A 17,114-nucleotide genomic window follows, 5' to 3' on the forward strand; every position below is an offset into this window, starting at 1 on the left:
GCACGGACGCCGTGGCACACAGGTGCCCCGCGCACACGGACCTCCGTGTGTGCGGGGCACCTCCCGATCCGCGGGTCAGGACGAGCTCGGGGTCTTCCGGACGGACCGGGACGCCTGCCCGTCCGCCGTGCCGGGGCCCTCGTCCGGGCTGTCGCCTGCCCGGGGGCCCGTGCCGGGGGCGGAGCGGGCGCCGCCCCGGGTGAGGGGGCCGAAGACCGCCAGGACGACCGCGCCCACCAGCCAGGTGCCGGCGATGAAGAAGAAGACGCTGCGGTAGCCGCTGGTGTTGTACAGCGCCGCGACGATCAGCGGGCCCGCCGCGTTGGACAACCGGCCCAGGCCGTAGGAGACGCCCGTGCCCAGCGAGCGGCTGCGGGTGTCGAACAGCTCGGGCGAGTAGGCGTAGCCGAGGGCCGTGTAGCCACGCTCGAACATGTTGACGAGGAAGCCGAAGACGACGATGAGCACCGGGTTGAACGTCAGCCCGTACAGCAGACCGCACAGCGCGATCACCGTGCCGAAGCCGGCCAGGCACCACTTGCGTTCGAACCGGTCGGTGACCAGGGAGGCCAGATACGAGCCGAGCGGGGCGCCGACGGTGGTCAGGGCGACGTAGAACACCGACTTCTCGACGCTGAAGCCCTCCTTGGCCAGCAGGGTCGGGGCCCAGCTCGAGTAGCCGAAGAAGCCGATGGTCTGGGTCACCCAGAGCACGGTCAGCAGCAGCGTGGGCATCAGGTACTTGCGCTGCAGCAGCAACTTCAGCGGGGCCTTCGTCGAGGCGGTCTCCACCACCGGCGGCGCCGGCTGGGGCAGCGGGCCCGTCTCCGCCGAGACCCGCGTCTCGATCTCGCGCAGCACCGCGTCCGCCCGGTCGTACTCGCCCCGGCTCTCGTGCCAGCGCGGCGACTCCTTCAGCCGGCGGGTGAACAGCACGAGCAGCAGGCCGAGCGAGCCCCACAGGTAGACCAGCCGCCAGGACCAGTCGCTGAGCGGCACGACGGCGCTGGCGATGAGGTTGGTGGCCGGGGTGCCGCAGATGCCGACGACGATGGCGTACGCCTGGAACTTGCCGCGGACCTTGGAGGGGTACATCTCGTTGACGTAGATGACCGCGACGACGGTCATCGCGGACAGGCCCGCCGAGGTCAGGATCCGGAAGACCCCGAGCGAGACGAGGTCCCAGGAGAACACCGAGGCGAAGGAGAACAGACCGAAGAACACGGTCGTCCACACCAGGGTCCGTTTGCGCCCCCACCGGTCGGCGAGGCCGCCGGCGACGACCGAGCCGATGAACATGCCGACGAAGGACAGCGAGGTCACGTAGGCGATCTGGTCCACCGTGATGCCCCACACGTGGATCAGCTTGGGCGCGGTGGTGGCGAAGGTGTTGATGTCCGCGAACTCGAAGAAGTAGGCGAAGGACACGGCCAGCAGGGTGGCCTTGTGGAACCGGGAGATCGGCAGTCTGTCCAGCCGGTTCAGCGCGTTGGAGTGGTCCATGTGCGGCTCTCTTTCCGGGTCGTTCCGGGGGCGCTTCGTCACGGGGCGGACGAGACTGCTTCTTCGGCTTCTTCGGCTTCTTCGCGTTCTTCGGACCGTGCGGGGCGCGCGGGCTCCGTGGCCTCCTCGGGCCAGTACAGGCGCATCGGGTTGTCGACCAGCAGGCGGCGCCGCTGCTCGGCGGTGGGCGCGACGTGGGGGATGTGGTCGACGAGGAGCCCGTCGTCCGGCATGTGGCTCTTCAGGTTGGGGTGCGGCCAGTCGGTGCCCCACAGGACCCGGTCCGGGAACTCCTCGACCACGCGCCGGCCGAAGGGCACCACGTCGGTGTAGGCGTGGCGCTCGCCGTCGAGCGCGGCGGGGCCGGTGACGGTGAGCCGCTCGGGGCAGGTCACCTTGACCCAGACGTCGTTGCCGGCCACGAACCGCAGGAATCCGGTGAACTCGGGTCCGTCGACCGGCCGGGTCACGTCCGGGCGTCCCATGTGGTCGATGACCAGCGGGGTGGGGAGCGCCCCGAAGAAGTCCGCGAGCTCGGGCAGGTCGGCGCTCTCGAAGTACAGCACGACGTGCCAGCCCAGTGGGGCGATCCTGGCGGCGATCGTGGCCAGGTCCTCCTTGGGCGAGGTGTCCACCAGCCGCCGCAGGAAGTTGAACCGCACGCCGCGCACCCCCGCCTCGTGCAGCTCGCGCAGCTCCCGGTCGGTGATGTCGGGGCGGACGGTGGCGACACCGCGCGCCCGCCCGCCGGCCGCCCGTACGGCGTCGACCATGGCGGAGTTGTCCGCGCCGTGGCAGGTGGCCTGCACCAGGACGTTGCGCGAGACTCCGAGGTGGTCGCGGAGGGCGAACAGGTCCTCCTTGCCGCCGTCGCAGGGGGTGTACTTCCGCTCGGGGGCGAAGGGGAACTCGGCCTGCGGGCCGAAGACGTGGCAGTGGGTGTCGACCGTGCCGGACGGCAGCGTGAACCGGGGCCGGGAGGGGGCGCGGTACCAGTCGAGCCAGCCGGGGGTCTTGGGGGAGAGGGTGCTCATGGGATCTCCGAGTGGGGGAGCGTCCTCGGCGGGGAGCGGTGGGGGGCGAACGGGCCCGTCGGGGAGGTGGTGCGGGGCAGGGCGGGAATGATGGAACGGGCCCTAGCGGCCCTGGCGCCGCAGGAGGGCGTCGAGCCGGGGGTAGACGGTGCGGGCGTTGTGCTCCCGCACGGCCGCGAGATCCTCGGCGGACAGCTTCGCGGCCTCGGTGTAGCGCCGGGTGTCGTCGAAAGGGAAGCCGGTGCGGGGGTCCACCGAGCGGACGGCGCCGATCATCTCCGAGGCGAACAGGATGTTCTTGGCGGGCACGACGTCGAGGAGGAGGTCGATGCCGGGCTGGTGGTAGACGCAGGTGTCGAAGAACACGTTGTTCAGCACGTGCTCCTCCAGCGCCGGCTTGCCCAGCGCCATGGCCAGGCCACGGAAGCGGCCCCAGTGGTACGGGACGGCTCCGCCGCCGTGCGGGATGATCAGCTTCAGGGTCGGGAAGTCCTTGAACAGGTCACCCTGCACGAGCTGCATGAACGCGGTGGTGTCGGCGTTGAGGTAGTGCGCGCCGGTGGTGTGGAACGCCGGGTTGACGCTGGTACTCACATGGATCATCGCCGGGATGTCGTACTCGGTCATCTTCTCGTAGACGGGATACCACGAGCGGTCCGTCAGCGGCGGGGCCGTCCAGTGGCCGCCGGAGGGGTCCGGGTTGAGGTTCACCGCCACCGCACCGTACTCCTCCACGCAGCGGACCAGCTCCGGGACGCAGGTGGCGGGGTCGACGCCGGGGGACTGCGGCAGCATCGCGGCCGGGGCGAAGCGCTCGGGGTACAGGGTGCTGACGCGGTGGACGAGTTCGTTGCAGAGCGCGGCCCACGCGGAGGAGGTGGCGAAGTCACCCACGTGGTGCGCCATGAAGGAGGCGCGGGGGGAGAAGACCGTCAGGTCGATGCCGCGCTCGTCCATCAGGCGGAGCTGGTGGGACTCGACGGTCTCACGCAGCTCCTCGTCACTGATGCGCAGGTCACCGGGGGTGGGCGGGGTGACCGCGGGATCGGTGAGGGACGCCACCTGCCGGCCGCGCCAGGCCTCGAGAGCGGGCGGGGCGGTGGTGTAGTGACCGTGACAGTCGATGATCATGCGGGGCTTACCTCGGAAGGGGGAGAGGGGGGGCGATGTGGTCGCCAACTTAACCGCTGACGAAATTGTTGACAATCCCCTCCCCGGTAAAAGGTTCCCTCCGCCCGACGGCGATTGAGGAAGGAGGCCTCCGGGTACCCCCGGGCCGCCGCGGCGCCGGCCGGCCCCGGCGCGCGGCAGGGACGGCGACGAGGCGGAGGGAGCGTGGTGCGGGCATGCTGCTCGGGCGACGGAGGGCGCGAGCCGGAGCGAGGGCCCGGCAGGGCGCCTTCCGGACCTATGTGGTCCTGGACCGCCGTACCCCCGCCTCCGAACTGGCCGGACGCCTGCTGCGCAAGGCATTCCCCGACCACTGGTCGTTCCTGCTCGGCGAGATCGCCCTCTACAGCTTCGTCCTGCTGGTCCTCACCGGCACCTACCTGACCCTCTTCTTCGACCCCAGCCTCGCCGAGGTCCCCTACCGCGGCTCCTACGAACCACTGCGGGGCGTACTGGTCTCCGAGGCCTACGCCTCGACCCTGCACCTCAGCCTCGACGTGCGCGGCGGGCTGCTGATCCGGCAGATGCACCACTGGGCGGCGCTCGTGTTCGTCGCCTCCATCGGCGTGCACATGCTGCGGGTCTTCTTCACCGGCGCCTTCCGCCGGCCCCGCGAGACCAACTGGTTCGTGGGCGTCACGCTGTTCCTGCTCGCCCTGGTGGAGGGCTTCTGCGGCTACTCACTGCCCGACGACCTGCTCTCCGGCACCGGTCTGCGCACCGCCGACTCCATCGTGCAGTCGATCCCGGTGGTCGGGACGTACCTGGCCTTCTTCCTGTGGGGCGGGCAGTATCCGGGGGAGGTGATCGACCGGCGGCTCTACATCACGCACGTCCTGTTCGTGCCCGGCGTGATGGCGGCGCTGATCGTGCTGCACCTGATCATGGTGGTGTACCTCAAGCACACCCAGTGGGCCGGCAGGGGCAGTACCAACCGCAACGTGGTGGGCAAGCCGCTCTTCCCGGTCTACACCGCCAAGTCCCTCGGCCTGCTCCTGATCGTGTTCGGTCTGGTCGCCGCGATGAGCGCGGTCGCGCAGATCAACCCGATCTGGTCCTACGGGCCCTTCCGCGCCGACCAGGTCTCCACCGACGCCCAGCCCGACTGGTACGTGGGCTTCCTGGAGGGTGCGCTGCGGCTGATGCCCGGTGTCGAGTGGAACGTGGCCGGACACACCGTCATGTGGAACGTCTTCCTCCCGGCCGTGGTCCTTCCGGCCCTGCTGTTCCTCGTGCTGTACCTGTATCCGGTGTTCGAGCGGTGGGTGACCGGCGACACGGCGGAGCACCACCTGTGCGACCGGCCGCGCGACCGGCCCGTGCGCACCGGCCTCGGCGTCGCGGCCCTCGTCGGCTACGCGGTCCTGCTGATGGCCGGTGGCAACGACGTGATCGCCACCGAGTTCCACGCCGACCTGAACCTGCTCACGTGGCTCTTCCGGGCCGCCTTCTTCCTCGCCCCGGTCGCCGCCTTCCTGCTCACCCGGCGGGTCTGCCTCGCGCTCCAGCGCCATGAACGCCGGCTCCTGGCGGAGGGCGAGGAGAGCGGGCAGGTCCAGCAGGACGTGGCGGGCGGGATGGGCGAGACCCACCGGCCGCTGGGGGCGGAGCGGCGCTACCGCCTGCTGGTCCGGGAGATCCCGCGGCCCCTCGAGGATCCGGGGCCTGGCGCCCCGCTGCGGCAGCGGCTGCGGGCCGGACTCAGTGCCTGGTACTACGCAGACCGGGTCGAACTGTCGCTCACCGACGAGGAACGCCGCGAGATCTCCGGCCGCACGGCCGGCCCGGTCGCGGGTGGCGCGCCGGAGGAGGAGTAGGCGGCTCCCGGAGGAGGTCGGTGCAGGCGGTCGGTGCAGGCGGCTTCCGCGGTGGTGCGGGCGCACGGAAGGAGGCCGGCGCGACCGGGCGGACAGGACGTCCGCGGGTCGTACCGGCCCCTGAAGCGCGGTGAAAGGGTCAGTGGGACTGACGCTTGCGCTTGTTCATGCCGACCGTCAATCCCATGGCGGCCAGTCCCATCAGGCAGGTGACCGCCCCCGCCACCACGTTGCTCCAGATGGCGCCGGTCCGTGCGGTGTGACCGACGGTGACCACCCACGGGGAGATCAGCAGCCAGATGCCGAGCGGCGGGAGCACCCACGCCATCCGGAGCATGCGCTCCGGAGCCATGGTGAGGCAGAGGGCGACCAGGGCGACTGCCAGCCCGATGATCAGGTTGTTCGTGCGGAGGTTGGGCGCGGCGGACGAGTAGTGGATCACCCAGGGCGAGATGGCCGCGTACAGGCCCGCCATGAGGGCCAGCCCCTCGAGGGCGATGGCCCGGCCGCTGGACCCGGTCCGCTCCAGGCGTGCGCGCATCTCGGCGATCTCGGGATGCGTGGACATGTCCGAGTGCGAGCCCATTTCGGGATGCGTCTGCCGCGGCCCGTTGGAGTGCTGCGGATACGACATGACTGTCGTCTCCTCTCCTCAATGGAGGTCTTTGCTCTGTGAGCGTGGGGTGCCCCCGTTCAGGTGATTTATGCCCTACTTATCCCGTTTTAACCCGCAGTGTGCGGCGTGATGCGGGGGGTGGGGGCGCCTACCGGGTCAAGGGGAGGGCTGGTACGGGGCCGGTGTGGACGGCGGGCCGCTCGGCGGCTCGGGCGGCGAGACCGTGGGCGGCGTCGGCAGCGCGGTGGACGGCGGAGCCACCGTCGCCCTCGCGGCGGGACCGCCCTCGCGGACGCTCAGCACCTCGCCCGTGACCGCGTCCACCTGATACGTGCGCAGATCGTCCTGGCGGATCGCGGCGACGGTGATCCGCCACACCACCGCCTTCCTCCTGCCCTCGCTCAGCTCGATCTGCGTGACCTTGCCGAAGTACGGCTCCTTGACCCTGCCGACCGCCTCCGAGGGCAGCAGCCGCGCCCGCTCGGTGAGGGCGGCGGTCCGCGCCTTCGCCGAGGCGCTCTGCCCGGCCGGGACGGACGTGCCCAGCACCCGGCCCCGCACGGCGTCCATCCGCACCTCGTGCACCGTCCCGTCCGGCGTGACGACCCTGCCGTACCAGACGGGTGCCGGCGCGTCGCTGTCCCGCAGGCCCAAGGAGAACGGCCGGCTGTCCGGTACCTCGTGCCGCGCCTTGGCGAAGGCCTCGTCGTAGGGGAACTCCAGTTGCGGGAGCACCTCGGTGGGCGGCTCGAGCCGGTAGTCCGTGCACCCTGTCAGGGCCACTCCGGCGGCGAGCAGCAGGGCCGGCAGTCCATGCCGGCCGCGGCGGCGTACGGTCCGGGGGTGCGGGCTGCTCCGCATGGGGGACGTCCTTTCTCGGAGCCGGGGCCTGTCCGGGTGGCTCGCCGCCGGGCGGGTCAGGCGCCCCGCCGCTCGACGTACTGGAACACGAGTCCGAAGACGCCGCCGCCCAGGACGCCGAGGCCGATCAGGGCGAGCCACGCGCCGTACACGACCCCGACGGCGAGGACCGTGACGCCCAGGGCGGTGACGACCGGGTAGGGGCTGTGCGGCGGGAAGAAGCCGACCGCGCCGGCCCGTTCGCGGATCTCGGAGTCCGGGCGGTCCTCCGGGCGCAGCCCCTTGCGCCGGTAGTTGACCATCGAGAAGAACGCGATGACCCCCGCCATCAGGCAGGACACCAGCAGTGCGACGGTGCCGGCCGGTTCCCGGGAGAACCACCCGTAGGCGGCGGCGGTGACGAGGAAGAACAGGGAGACACCGGCGAAGAGGTAACTCTCGTGCTTCATGCGCTCAGCGCCCCTCGAAGGTGTCCGGGGTCGGCTCGGACTCCCCGCGCGCCTCCGGGTTCAGGTGGCGCTGGAACTCGGGGTGGTGCAGGTCGAAGGCGGGGGAGTCGGACCGTACGCGGGGCAGGGTGTCGAAATTGTGCCGGGGCGGCGGGCAGGAGGTCGCCCACTCCAGCGAACGCCCGTACCCCCAGGGGTCGTCGACCTCGACCTCGGGCGCGTACTGGGCGGTCTTCCAGACGTTGTAGAGGAACGGCAGCGTCGACATGCCCAGCAGGAAGGCGCCGATGGAGGAGACGGTGTTCAGGGCGGTGAAGCCGTCGCTCGCCAGGTAGTCGGCGTAGCGGCGCGGCATGCCCGCCTCGCCGAGCCAGTGCTGGACCAGGAACGTCGTCTGGAAGCCGAGGAACAGCGTCCAGAAGTGGATCTTCCCCAGGCGTTCGTCGAGCATCTTCCCGGTCATCTTCGGCCACCAGAAGTACAGCCCGGCGAAGAGCGAGAAGACGATCGTGCCGAACAGCACGTAGTGCAGATGGGCCACGACGAAGTAACTGTCGGTCAGATGGAGGTCCAGCGCCGGGGAGGCCACCATGACGCCGCTGAGCCCGCCCAGCAGGAACGTCACCATGAAGCCGAGCGCCCACAGCATCGGCGTCTCGAACGAGATGCTGCCGTGCCACATCGTGCCGATCCAGTTGAAGAACTTCACCCCGGTCGGAATGGCGATGAGGAAGGACATCATCGAGAAGAACGGCAGCAGCACCGCGCCGGTGGCGAACATGTGGTGCGCCCACACGGTCGCCGAGAGCATGGTGATCGCGATGGTCGCGCCCACCATGCCGACGTACCCGAACACCGGTTTCCTGCTGAACACCGGGATGACCTCCGTGACGACGCCGAAGAACGGCAGCGCCACGATGTAGACCTCCGGATGGCCGAAGAACCAGAACAGGTGCTGCCACAGCAGGGCGCCCCCGGTGGCGGAGTCGTAGATGTGCGCCCCGAACTCGCGGTCGGCGACCAGGGCGAGCAGGGCGGCGGTGAGCACCGGGAAGGCCAGCAGGGCCAGGATCGAGGTGAACAGGATGTTCCAGGTGAAGATCGGCATCCGGAACATCGTCATGCCGGGGGCGCGCAGGCACATGATCGTGGCGATGAAGTTGACCGAGCCCAGCGTCGTGCTCAGGCCCGCCACCACCAGCCCCGTCGCCCACAGCGACCCGCCCGCCCCGGGAGACTCGACGGCGCTGTTCAGCGGCGCGTAGGCGAACCAGCCGAAGGGCGCCGCACCCCCCGAGGTGAGGAACCCGGAGAGCACGGTCAGGCCGCCGAACAGGAACAGCCAGTACGTGAGCGCGTTGAGCCGGGGGAAGGCGACGTCCGGGGCACCGATCTGCAGGGGCATGATCGCGTTGGCCAGCCCGGCGAAGGTGGGCGTCGCGAACAGCAGCATCATGATCGTGCCGTGGATCGTGAAGAGCTCGTCGTACTGCTGGGCGCTGAGGATCTGCAGCCCGGGCCGGGCCAGTTCGGCGCGCATCAGCATCGCCATCACTCCGGCCACCAGGAAGAACGCGAACGAGGTGACCAGGTAGAGGTTGCCGATCTTCTTGTGGTCGGTGGTGGTGAGGTAGTCCCGGACCCGCTCGCCCACGGAGATCCGGGGCTTCTGCTCGGCCTCCACCGGCCTGGCCGGCCCGGGATGAGTCTGCGACATGGACGCCCTCCGACGCGCTGTTCCGAAGGAGCCGGTCTCCGGCGGGACCGGAGCGGGGTAGCCCCGGCGGCGACTCGCCAAACGTCGCGCACCCGCGGGGCGGGGCACCGGGATGGACGAGCAGCGGACGCCGGATGGCGCGGCGGGCCGCATGGTGGGGAAACAGGGGACGACCACCACCCGGGAAGCAGTGATCCGGCCGTGCGGCGCAGCGGAAGGGCAGAACCTTTGCATAGGGCAAACGATGCGGGGCACCCGCTGTCCCAGTCCCGACTCCTGCTGACAGTACGAGGCCCAGATGACGACTCTGACCAGCTCCGCGCCGTCGGAGCACGGAACCGGCGGCGTGAGCGCCCCGCCCTCACCGGCCGATGACCCGGAGCCGGCGCCGGATCCGTCGCCCGAACTGACGTCCGAGGGGATCGACGCCCTCGTCGGCCGGGTGCACGCCCTGCCCGACGGGCCCGCGCGCCGGGCGGCACGCGAGGAGGCCATCCGCCGGCTCGTGCCCTTCGCGCGCCGGATCGCCGCCAAGTACCGCAACGTCACCGTCGAGGACCCGGACGACCTGGCCCAGATCGCCTGCCTGGGACTGGTCAAGGCCGTCGACGGCTACGACCCAGGCCGCGGCCACGCCTTCCTCGCCTACGCGATGCCGACCGTCTCCGGTGAGATCAAGCGCCATCTGCGCGACCGGAGCGGGCTGCTGCGGCTGCCGCGACCGGTGCAGGAGGCCCGCCTCCGGGTGGGGCACGCCCGCCGGGAACTGGAGCAGCGGTTCGGCGGCCGGGCCCCCACGGCCGCCGAGATCGCGCACGTCAGCGGAGTGAGCGCGGAGGCGGTCACGGAGGCGCTGCGCTCGGAGACGGCGTGCCGGCTGCGCTCCCTGGACACCCCGGACCGGGACGGGCCGACCGGCGGCCGCTCGGTGGCGGACACCCTGGGCGGCCCCGACCCGGCGCTCGACCTGGTCGTGGACCGCCTGGCGCTGGCCGAGGCCCTGCGCTGCCTGCCGGACCGCGAACGGCGCATCCTGTACCTCCGGTTCTTCCACGACCAGACCCAGCAGCAGATCGCCACGGCGGTGGGCGTCTCCCAGATGCAGGTCTCCCGCCTCCTCGCCCGCTGTCTGTCCCGTCTGCGCGCACGGCTCGCACCGCCGGAACCGGCGCCCGAATCCACGCCGCCACCCGTGGAGACCGGCCCCCCGCCCCTGCCCTCCCGCCCGCGCATGACGCCGGCCGCCAAGGGCACCCGTACGGGGCCGGACGGCACGGGGCAGGACCGGCCCGGGGCCGAAGCGGTGGCGCACCGCACGGCCGAGGGCCCGCCGCGCGGCCCGCGTGCCGACCCGGCCCCGGTGCCGTCCCCCGTCCTCACCCCTGTCGAGAAGGAGCAGCATGCGCGCCCTGACGGTCCGACCCGGCCACGCCACCACCCCGCGTCCGGAGGACGTCGACGAGCCGGTGCCCGCCGAGGGCGAACTCCTCGTCAGAGGACTCGCGTTGGGCGTCTGCGGCACCGACCGGGAGATCGCGCGCGGGGAGTACGGCGAGGCGCCCAGGGGCAGCGACCGGCTGATCCTGGGGCACGAGTCGCTGGGGCGGGTCGAACGCGCCCCGGACGGCAGTGGGTTCGCCCCGGGCGACCTGGTCGCCGGCGTGGTGCGCCGCCCCGATCCGGTGCCCTGCGGCGCCTGCGCGCACGGAGAGTTCGACATGTGCCGCAACGGGCGCTACGAGGAGCGCGGCATCAAGGGCCGCGACGGCTACGGGGCCGAGAGGTGGTGCGTGGAGGCGGACTACGCCGTCCGGATCGACCCCGCGCTCGGCCTCGCCGGTGTCCTGATGGAGCCGACCAGCGTGGTGGCCAAGGCCTGGGAGCAGATCGAACGGGTGGGCGGCCGCGCATGGTTCGAGCCGCGCCGGGCGCTGGTGACCGGCGCGGGCCCGATCGGTCTGCTCGCGGCCCTGCTGGGACGGCAGCGCGGCCTGGACGTCCATGTGCTGGACCGGGTGGAGGACGGGGCGAAGCCGGATGCGGTCCGGGCCCTGGGGGCGACCTACCACGCCGGGGACGCGGCCGACCTCGTCCCCCGTCTCCGTCCGGAAGTGGTCGTCGAGGCCACCGGCGCTGGATCGGTGGTGTTCGACTGCATCAGCGGCACCGCCGCCTACGGCATCGTCTGCCTCACCGGTGTCTCGCCCGCGGGGCGCCGCACGAGCGTGGACGCGGGTCTGGTGAACCGGGAGATCGTCCTGGAGAACGACGCCGTGATCGGCTCGGTCAACGCCAACCTGCGGCACTACCGGCAGGCCGCCGACGCCCTGGCCCGGGCCGAGGCCGACTGGCTGCACCGCCTCCTCACCCGCCGGGTGCCGCTGGAACGCGCGGAGGAGGCGTTCGAGCGGCGTCCCGGCGACATCAAGACGGTGATCACGCTGGACCCCGGGGCCTTCTGAGGAGCCGCCGGTCCGCCGCCTCCCGTTCCGGCCGGGTGCGGCACCTCAGTGGTGGGCGTGCACGACCGCGTGCCCCTTGCCGCGGCCGATCATCCACCGGTTGACGGGGAGGGTGACGAGGAACGCCAGAACCAGGGAGAACGCCAGGGCGCCCCAGAACAGCGGGTCGGACAGCCCGGCGGTCATGGCGCCGGGCACACCGACCATGACGGTGTTGTCGATCAGTTCCATCACGGCGATGGAGACGGTGTCCGCGGCCAGGGCCAGCTTCGCCGCCCGCCGCAGGGGCAGCCCCGCGCGCAGCACGCCCCGCATGGTCAGCGCGTAGCCGAACACGAACGCGAGGGCGATGGACAGCACGACCGTCGCCGCGTTGTGCAGCCCCGCCGCGGTGCCGATCACCATGCCGGCGACCTCGCCGAGGGCACAGCCGGTCAGACAGTGCGCCGTCGCCCGTGCGGCCGTGCCCCAGTCCGCGAGCCCGTGCGAGTGCATGCCGCCGTGTGACGCGTGATCCATGAGTGGTCCCCCTCGATGAGTCCGGGTGCCTGCGTACGGCACCAACGCTATACCCCAGGGGGGTATTCCCCCTTGTGTTGGAACACCCTCACTCTTCGCGGAAGCCGCGGCTCGGGTCCTCCACCGGCGGATGCTCCTGGAGAGAGCCGGGAGCCGCCCGGTCGGGCGCGGCGGGACTGTGCGAGGACTGGGGCGGCGGCACCGGGAACGGGTCGTCCGCCGTTCCCGCGCCGGCCGCGGGCAGCCGCAGCGCCAGCAGGGCCGCGTCGTCGCCGCTCGGTGCGATCCGTTCCAGCAGCGCCTCGCAGAAGTCGTCCACGGTGTCGCCCGCGGGCCGCCGCGCCAGCACACCGGCGTGGTGGCGGAGGGTCGCCATGCCGAGGTCGATCGGGCGGTTGCGGCTCTCCACCAGACCGTCGGTGTACAGCAGCAGCGTGCTCTCCGGCGGCAGCTCCTCGCTGGCGTCGGGCCAGCTCAGGCCCAGGTGCAGGGTGGCGCTCATGCCGATCAGCGGGCCGTGCCCACCCTGGAGGAAACGAGTGTTGCCCTCACGGGTGATCAGCAGCGGAGGCGGATGGCCCGCGTTGACCCAGTGCAGTCGCCAGGGCCCGCCCTCGGGACCCTCGACCCGGGCGAAGACGATGGTGGCCATCGGGGCGTCACTGGTGTTCGTCACCGCCTCGTCCAGCCGGCGCATGATCAGACTGGGCGGTTCGCAATGGTCCCAGGCCAGGGCGCGCAGCATGTTGCGGACCTCGGCCATGTGCGCGGCGGCCTTCAGGTCGTGCCCGACCACGTCCCCGATGACCAGGGCCATGACCCCGTCACCGAGCAGGAAGGCGTCGTACCAGTCGCCGCCGATCTCCATGGCCCGCTGGGCCGGCCGGTAGCGCGCGGCCATCCGCAGGTGGTCCACCTGGGGGAGCGGGGCGAGCAACTGGCGCTGCATGGTCTCGGCGACGTTGCGCTGTTCGTGGTAGAGCCGGGCGTTGTCCATCACCAGGGCCACCCGCCGTCCGATGTCGGCCAGTACGGCGGCCTCGGCATCGCTGTGCGGGGCGCCCTCCCGGGCCACGGTGAGCAGCCCGTACGGCCGCTGCCGGGTACGCAGCGGCACGACGACCGCGAAGTCGCCGCCGAGCCGTTCGAACAGCGCCCCGTGGGTCGCGGCGAGCGGCGCGTCCGGGTTCTCGCGCAGCTCGGCGGCGGTCAGCCGGGTGGGCCGGTCGCTGTTGAGCGCCCGCGCCAGTGCCTGGCGGGTCCTCTCCTCCGGCGGGGGCAGGGTGCCCTTCAGCCGGCTCGTACGGCGGTGGTGGGCGCTGCGCACGGTGATCCGCTCCAGCGCCGTGGAGTGCTCGGCGCACACGTCGACCGCCGCCCATGCGCCCATTCCGGGGACCAGGAGCCGCAGCAGCCGGCGCATGCTGCCCGAGGTGCTCACCCCGGTCATCAGCACCGAGGAGATGTCGGCCACCAGATGCAGCCGGGCGGTGAGCTCCTCCAGCGCGGCGGTGTGGGCGGCCGCCTGCTCGGTGGCGCTGCGGTGCAGGCTGAAGTCGTGGAAGACGGCCACGGACCCGGCCCGGCCGCCGTCCAGCCGCAGCGGGGTGCTCGCCCAGATGACGGGCACCGGGGTGCCGTCCGCGCGCAGCAGGTACTCGTCGCTGCCCTGCTCGGTCACCCCCGACTCGCGCAGCGGCCGGGTCAGCGCGCACTGCTCACGCGGCACGCGGCCGCCGTCGGCCCGGCGGTGCAGCAGGTCGTGCGCGTCCTGGCCGATCATGTCGGCCGCGGACCGGCCCAGCAGCTCCTCGGCCCAGGGGTTGACGGAGGTGATGCGGCTGTCCGGGTCCGTCGTGATCACGCCGGCGCCCAGGTCGTGCAGGACGGCTGCCGAGAAGTCCGGTCCCGGGGCACGGTCGGAGCCGCTCACGGACCCTCACCGCCTTTCCGTACGGTCCGACCCCCTCGGTTCCCCCTGGGTCCAGTCTGAACCGTTTTGCGGCACGGGGCCGGATCGGAGCGTGGGGAGGGTGACCGCCCGGGACATCCGGCGCCGCGGCCCGCGGGAGGCGGCGCCGGGTGTCGCGGTGGCTCAGTCCCGCGTGGCGGGTCCTCCCGCCGGGGCCGCGGCGAAGGTGACCTCCTTCGTGGCGACCGTGTCCGCCCGGCGGCCGGGGCCGCCGTGGAACCCCCAGTAGAGGTTGGTGTGGGCGACGACCTCCGCAGGGGTGGGCGCCCCGTAGGAGGTGAGGTCCTCCGTGGTGTGCGCGTCGGAGACCAGCGTCACGTCGTAGCCCCGGACGAAGGCGCCGTGCAGCGTGGAGCGCACGCACATGTCGGTCTGCGCGCCGGTCACCACGACCCGTCCGACACCGCGCGAGGCGAGCACCTCCTCCAGGTCCGTGGCCTCGAAGGAGTCCCCGTACTTCTTGTGCACCAGCGGCTCGGACTCCCGGCGCGCCAACTCGGGCACGTACTGCCAGCCCTCGCTGCCGAAGGCGAGGCCGTCGTCCGAGTGCTGCACCCACACCACGGGCACGTCCTCGGCACGGGCCCGGTCCACCAGGGCCGAGATGTTCGCGACGACGCCGTCGCGCTCGTGGGCGCCGGTCATCACGTCGTTCTGCACGTCGATCACGAGCAGCGCGGTGTGCGGCCGGCCGGACAAGGTCGTCATGGAAGCCCCCAGGGTTCGTGCCGGTGGCCGACCCGATGGCCGGCCGGCCCCGGCTCGGTTCCGTCCGTGCCACCCTAGAGCCGGCCACCGACAACGCCCCCGACGCGGCCGTCAGCCCTGGACGGCCGCTTCCTTGGCCGGGGTGGCGGGGGCCGCTCCGGGGCCGCCCTGCTCGCCGCCGCGCACGGCGGGGATGACCGCCGCGATCAGTGCGGAGACCAGCGCGAGCCCGCCGCCGATGAGCAGCGCGGTCCGGAAGCCGTCCTCGGAGGCGAAGGAGTAGCCGCCCATGGTCGTGGTCATCTGGGCGAGGATCACGCCGATGACGGCGGCGCCGATCGAGGTGCCCAGCGAACGCATCAGCGTGTTGAAACCGTTCGCGGCGGCCGTCTCGCTCAGCGGCACCGAGCTCATGATCAGCGAGGGCATCGCCCCGTAGGCGAGCCCGACGCCGCTGTTGATGACGATGCCGACCAGCATGAGACCCCAGGCCGTGCCCATCAGTGCCATGGACAGGCCGTAGCCGGCGGCGATGACCAGCGCCCCGCAGATCAGCGTGAACTTCGGGCCGCGCGCGTCGGTGAGCTTTCCGCCGAGCGGCGAGACGAACATCATCATGACGCCGCCGGGCGCCATCCACAGACCGGCCGCCAGCATCGACTGCCCCAGCCCGTACCCGGTGGCCTCGGGGAACTGCAGCAGCTGCGGCATGACCAGCATGCTCGCGTACATGGCGAAGCCGACGAAGATCGAGGCGGCGTTGGTCAGCAGCACCCGCGGGGCCGCCGTGGTGCGCAGGTCGATCAGCGGGTCGGTGGTGCGCGTCTCCCACCAGCCCCAGCCCACCAGCGCGACGAGGGCCACGGCGAACAGGCCGAGGGTGGTGGCCGAACCCCAGCCCCAGTCGGCGCCCTCGGAGATCGCCAGCAGCAGGCAGACCAGGCCGACCGCGAGGCCGAGCGCGCCGGGCACGTCGAAACGCTGCCCCTTCGCACCCGCCGGGACGTCCGGGATCAGGAACCAGATCAGCACGCCGACGGCGGCGGCCAGCACGGCCGAACCCCAGAACAGCACACGCCAGTTCGCGTACTGGGCGACGGCCGCGGCGATCGGCAGGCCGAGCCCGCCGCCGATGCCCATGGAGGCGCTGACCAGCGCGATGGAGGAGCTGAGCTTCTCCACCGGGACCACGTCCCGCAGCAGGGCGATGCCGAGCGGCACCATGCCCATGCCCATCCCCTGCAGGCCGCGTCCGATGATCATGGGAGTCACGGAGGAGGACAGCGCGCACACCACCGAGCCGGCGATCAGCGGCACGGCGCAGGCGAGCAGCATCCGGCGCTTGCCCAGCAGGTCGCCGAGACGCCCGGATATCGGCACGCACACGCCGCCCACCAGCAGGGTGACGGTGATGACCCAGGCGGTGTCGGCCGACGAGGTGTGCAGGATCCGCGGCAGCTCCGGCAGGAGCGGGGTGACCAGCGTCTGCATGATCGCTGCCGTGATGCCGGCCAGGGCCAGCGTGGCGACCACGCCGCCCGAACGGGCCGTGGGCTGGGGGGCGTCCATGGGACTCCTCGACTGTGTTCTCCGAAAGGCACGGGTGGCCGCAAGGCGCGGGTGGCCGCGCGAGGACGCGCGACGGTGCGCGAAGGCGCGTGCGACAGCCCGACAGGGCGATGTGCATCGTACATGCGATGTGTATCAAGCATGTCACCTGTGCCATGCACAGCCCTGTGAGACGATGGAGCGGGCCACCCGCGTGCGACACGGCGGGCGGGAGAGGCCCGCCGGGAAGCGGGAGGCAGCGGTAGGGATGGACAGTCCGGCGCACGAGGTCGAGTACGAGCAGATGCTGCTCAGCCGCCACACCTTCCTGAACAAGGGCGGCGGCCGGCGCAAGGACGGCGTACTGGAACGGAGCGCCTACATCCTGCTCAGCCGCATCCGCGTGCAGGGGCCCATGTCCATCGGCGAACTCAGCGAGGCCTTCGGCCTCGACGCCTCCACCCTCAACCGGCAGACCGCCGCCGCCATGCGGGCCGGGCTGGTCGAGCGCATCCCGGACCCCGACGGCGGGATGGCCCGCAAGTTCCGCCTCACCGACAAGGGCGGCCGGCTGCTCGACGAGGAGCGCGAGGGGATCGTCCACGCACTCGGCCGGGTGATGGCCGACTGGTCGGACGAGGACATCGCCGCCTTCGCGTCCTACCTCAAGCGGTTCAACACCGGCATCGAACGCATCGGCGGCCGCCCCTGGCCCCGGCCCTGAACCGGGAGCACCGC

At 72.0% G+C, this 17,114-nt stretch carries 14 protein-coding genes and 1 pseudogene; 4 read left to right on the forward strand and 11 right to left on the reverse strand.

Annotation, left to right across the window (positions count from 1 at the left end):
* Positions 1 to 75 precede the first annotated feature (75 nt).
* From OHB09_RS30755 to OHB09_RS30765, 3 genes are all read right to left on the reverse strand, one after another.
* On the reverse strand, positions 76 to 1,503 hold the full coding sequence (locus OHB09_RS30755) for an MFS transporter (protein ID WP_328922874.1): 1,428 nt from the start codon (positions 1,501 to 1,503) through the stop codon (positions 76 to 78).
* 38 nt (positions 1,504 to 1,541) lie between these two features.
* On the reverse strand, positions 1,542 to 2,537 hold the full coding sequence (locus OHB09_RS30760) for an amidohydrolase family protein (RefSeq protein WP_093600666.1): 996 nt from the start codon (positions 2,535 to 2,537) through the stop codon (positions 1,542 to 1,544).
* A gap of 102 nt (positions 2,538 to 2,639) precedes the next feature.
* A complete protein-coding gene (locus OHB09_RS30765) occupies positions 2,640 to 3,668 on the reverse strand; it encodes an amidohydrolase family protein (protein WP_328922875.1) in 1,029 nt (342 codons plus the stop codon).
* A gap of 215 nt (positions 3,669 to 3,883) precedes the next feature.
* On the opposite strand from OHB09_RS30765, the gene qcrB reads away from it, so the two are divergent.
* Positions 3,884 to 5,524, forward strand: a complete 1,641-nt coding sequence (qcrB, locus tag OHB09_RS30770; RefSeq protein WP_328922876.1) for a cytochrome bc1 complex cytochrome b subunit — start codon at positions 3,884 to 3,886, stop codon at positions 5,522 to 5,524.
* Between the two features lie 139 nt (positions 5,525 to 5,663).
* Here the strand turns inward: qcrB and OHB09_RS30775 are convergent, their stop codons facing one another.
* The 4 genes from OHB09_RS30775 to ctaD all read right to left on the reverse strand — a co-directional run bounded on the left by OHB09_RS30775 (position 5,664) and on the right by ctaD (position 9,167).
* Positions 5,664 to 6,158, reverse strand: coding sequence for an SPW repeat protein (locus OHB09_RS30775; RefSeq protein ID WP_050811168.1), 495 nt, complete (start codon positions 6,156 to 6,158; stop codon positions 5,664 to 5,666).
* A 138-nt stretch (positions 6,159 to 6,296) separates the two neighbouring features.
* Positions 6,297 to 7,001, reverse strand: coding sequence for a PepSY domain-containing protein (locus tag OHB09_RS30780; protein WP_328922877.1), 705 nt, complete (start codon positions 6,999 to 7,001; stop codon positions 6,297 to 6,299).
* A gap of 56 nt (positions 7,002 to 7,057) precedes the next feature.
* Positions 7,058 to 7,450: an aa3-type cytochrome oxidase subunit IV gene (gene ctaF / locus OHB09_RS30785; protein ID WP_093600654.1), complete on the reverse strand. Its 393-nt coding sequence runs from the start codon at positions 7,448 to 7,450 to the stop codon at positions 7,058 to 7,060.
* A gap of 4 nt (positions 7,451 to 7,454) precedes the next feature.
* Positions 7,455 to 9,167 carry an aa3-type cytochrome oxidase subunit I gene (gene ctaD / locus OHB09_RS30790; protein WP_191853607.1) on the reverse strand — a complete coding sequence of 571 codons (1,713 nt, stop codon included), beginning with the start codon at positions 9,165 to 9,167 and terminating at the stop codon, positions 7,455 to 7,457.
* 298 nt (positions 9,168 to 9,465) lie between these two features.
* Here ctaD and OHB09_RS33360 point away from each other — a divergent pair.
* Positions 9,466 to 10,260 (forward strand): annotated as a pseudogene (locus OHB09_RS33360) (sigma-70 family RNA polymerase sigma factor); the annotation flags it as partial.
* A gap of 307 nt (positions 10,261 to 10,567) precedes the next feature.
* A complete protein-coding gene (locus OHB09_RS30800; protein WP_328922878.1) occupies positions 10,568 to 11,629 on the forward strand; it encodes a glucose 1-dehydrogenase in 1,062 nt (353 codons plus the stop codon).
* 45 nt (positions 11,630 to 11,674) lie between these two features.
* Here the strand turns inward: OHB09_RS30800 and OHB09_RS30805 are convergent, their stop codons facing one another.
* The 4 genes from OHB09_RS30805 to OHB09_RS30820 form a co-directional block, all read right to left on the reverse strand.
* Positions 11,675 to 12,148: a DUF4396 domain-containing protein gene (locus tag OHB09_RS30805; RefSeq protein WP_006140050.1), complete on the reverse strand. Its 474-nt coding sequence runs from the start codon at positions 12,146 to 12,148 to the stop codon at positions 11,675 to 11,677.
* Positions 12,149 to 12,236: 88 nt separating this feature from the next.
* Positions 12,237 to 14,081: a SpoIIE family protein phosphatase gene (locus tag OHB09_RS30810; RefSeq protein ID WP_328922879.1), complete on the reverse strand. Its 1,845-nt coding sequence runs from the start codon at positions 14,079 to 14,081 to the stop codon at positions 12,237 to 12,239.
* A 162-nt stretch (positions 14,082 to 14,243) separates the two neighbouring features.
* Positions 14,244 to 14,828, reverse strand: coding sequence for a cysteine hydrolase family protein (locus OHB09_RS30815; RefSeq protein WP_006140047.1), 585 nt, complete (start codon positions 14,826 to 14,828; stop codon positions 14,244 to 14,246).
* A gap of 111 nt (positions 14,829 to 14,939) precedes the next feature.
* Positions 14,940 to 16,397, reverse strand: coding sequence for an MFS transporter (locus OHB09_RS30820; protein WP_328922880.1), 1,458 nt, complete (start codon positions 16,395 to 16,397; stop codon positions 14,940 to 14,942).
* 247 nt (positions 16,398 to 16,644) lie between these two features.
* Between OHB09_RS30820 and OHB09_RS30825 the strand changes: the two genes are divergently transcribed.
* A complete protein-coding gene (locus OHB09_RS30825; protein ID WP_191853612.1) occupies positions 16,645 to 17,100 on the forward strand; it encodes a MarR family winged helix-turn-helix transcriptional regulator in 456 nt (151 codons plus the stop codon).
* Positions 17,101 to 17,114 lie beyond the last annotated feature (14 nt).

The sequence above is a fragment of the Streptomyces griseoaurantiacus genome, assembly GCF_036189845.1.
Taxonomy (GTDB): domain Bacteria; phylum Actinomycetota; class Actinomycetes; order Streptomycetales; family Streptomycetaceae; genus Streptomyces; species Streptomyces griseoaurantiacus.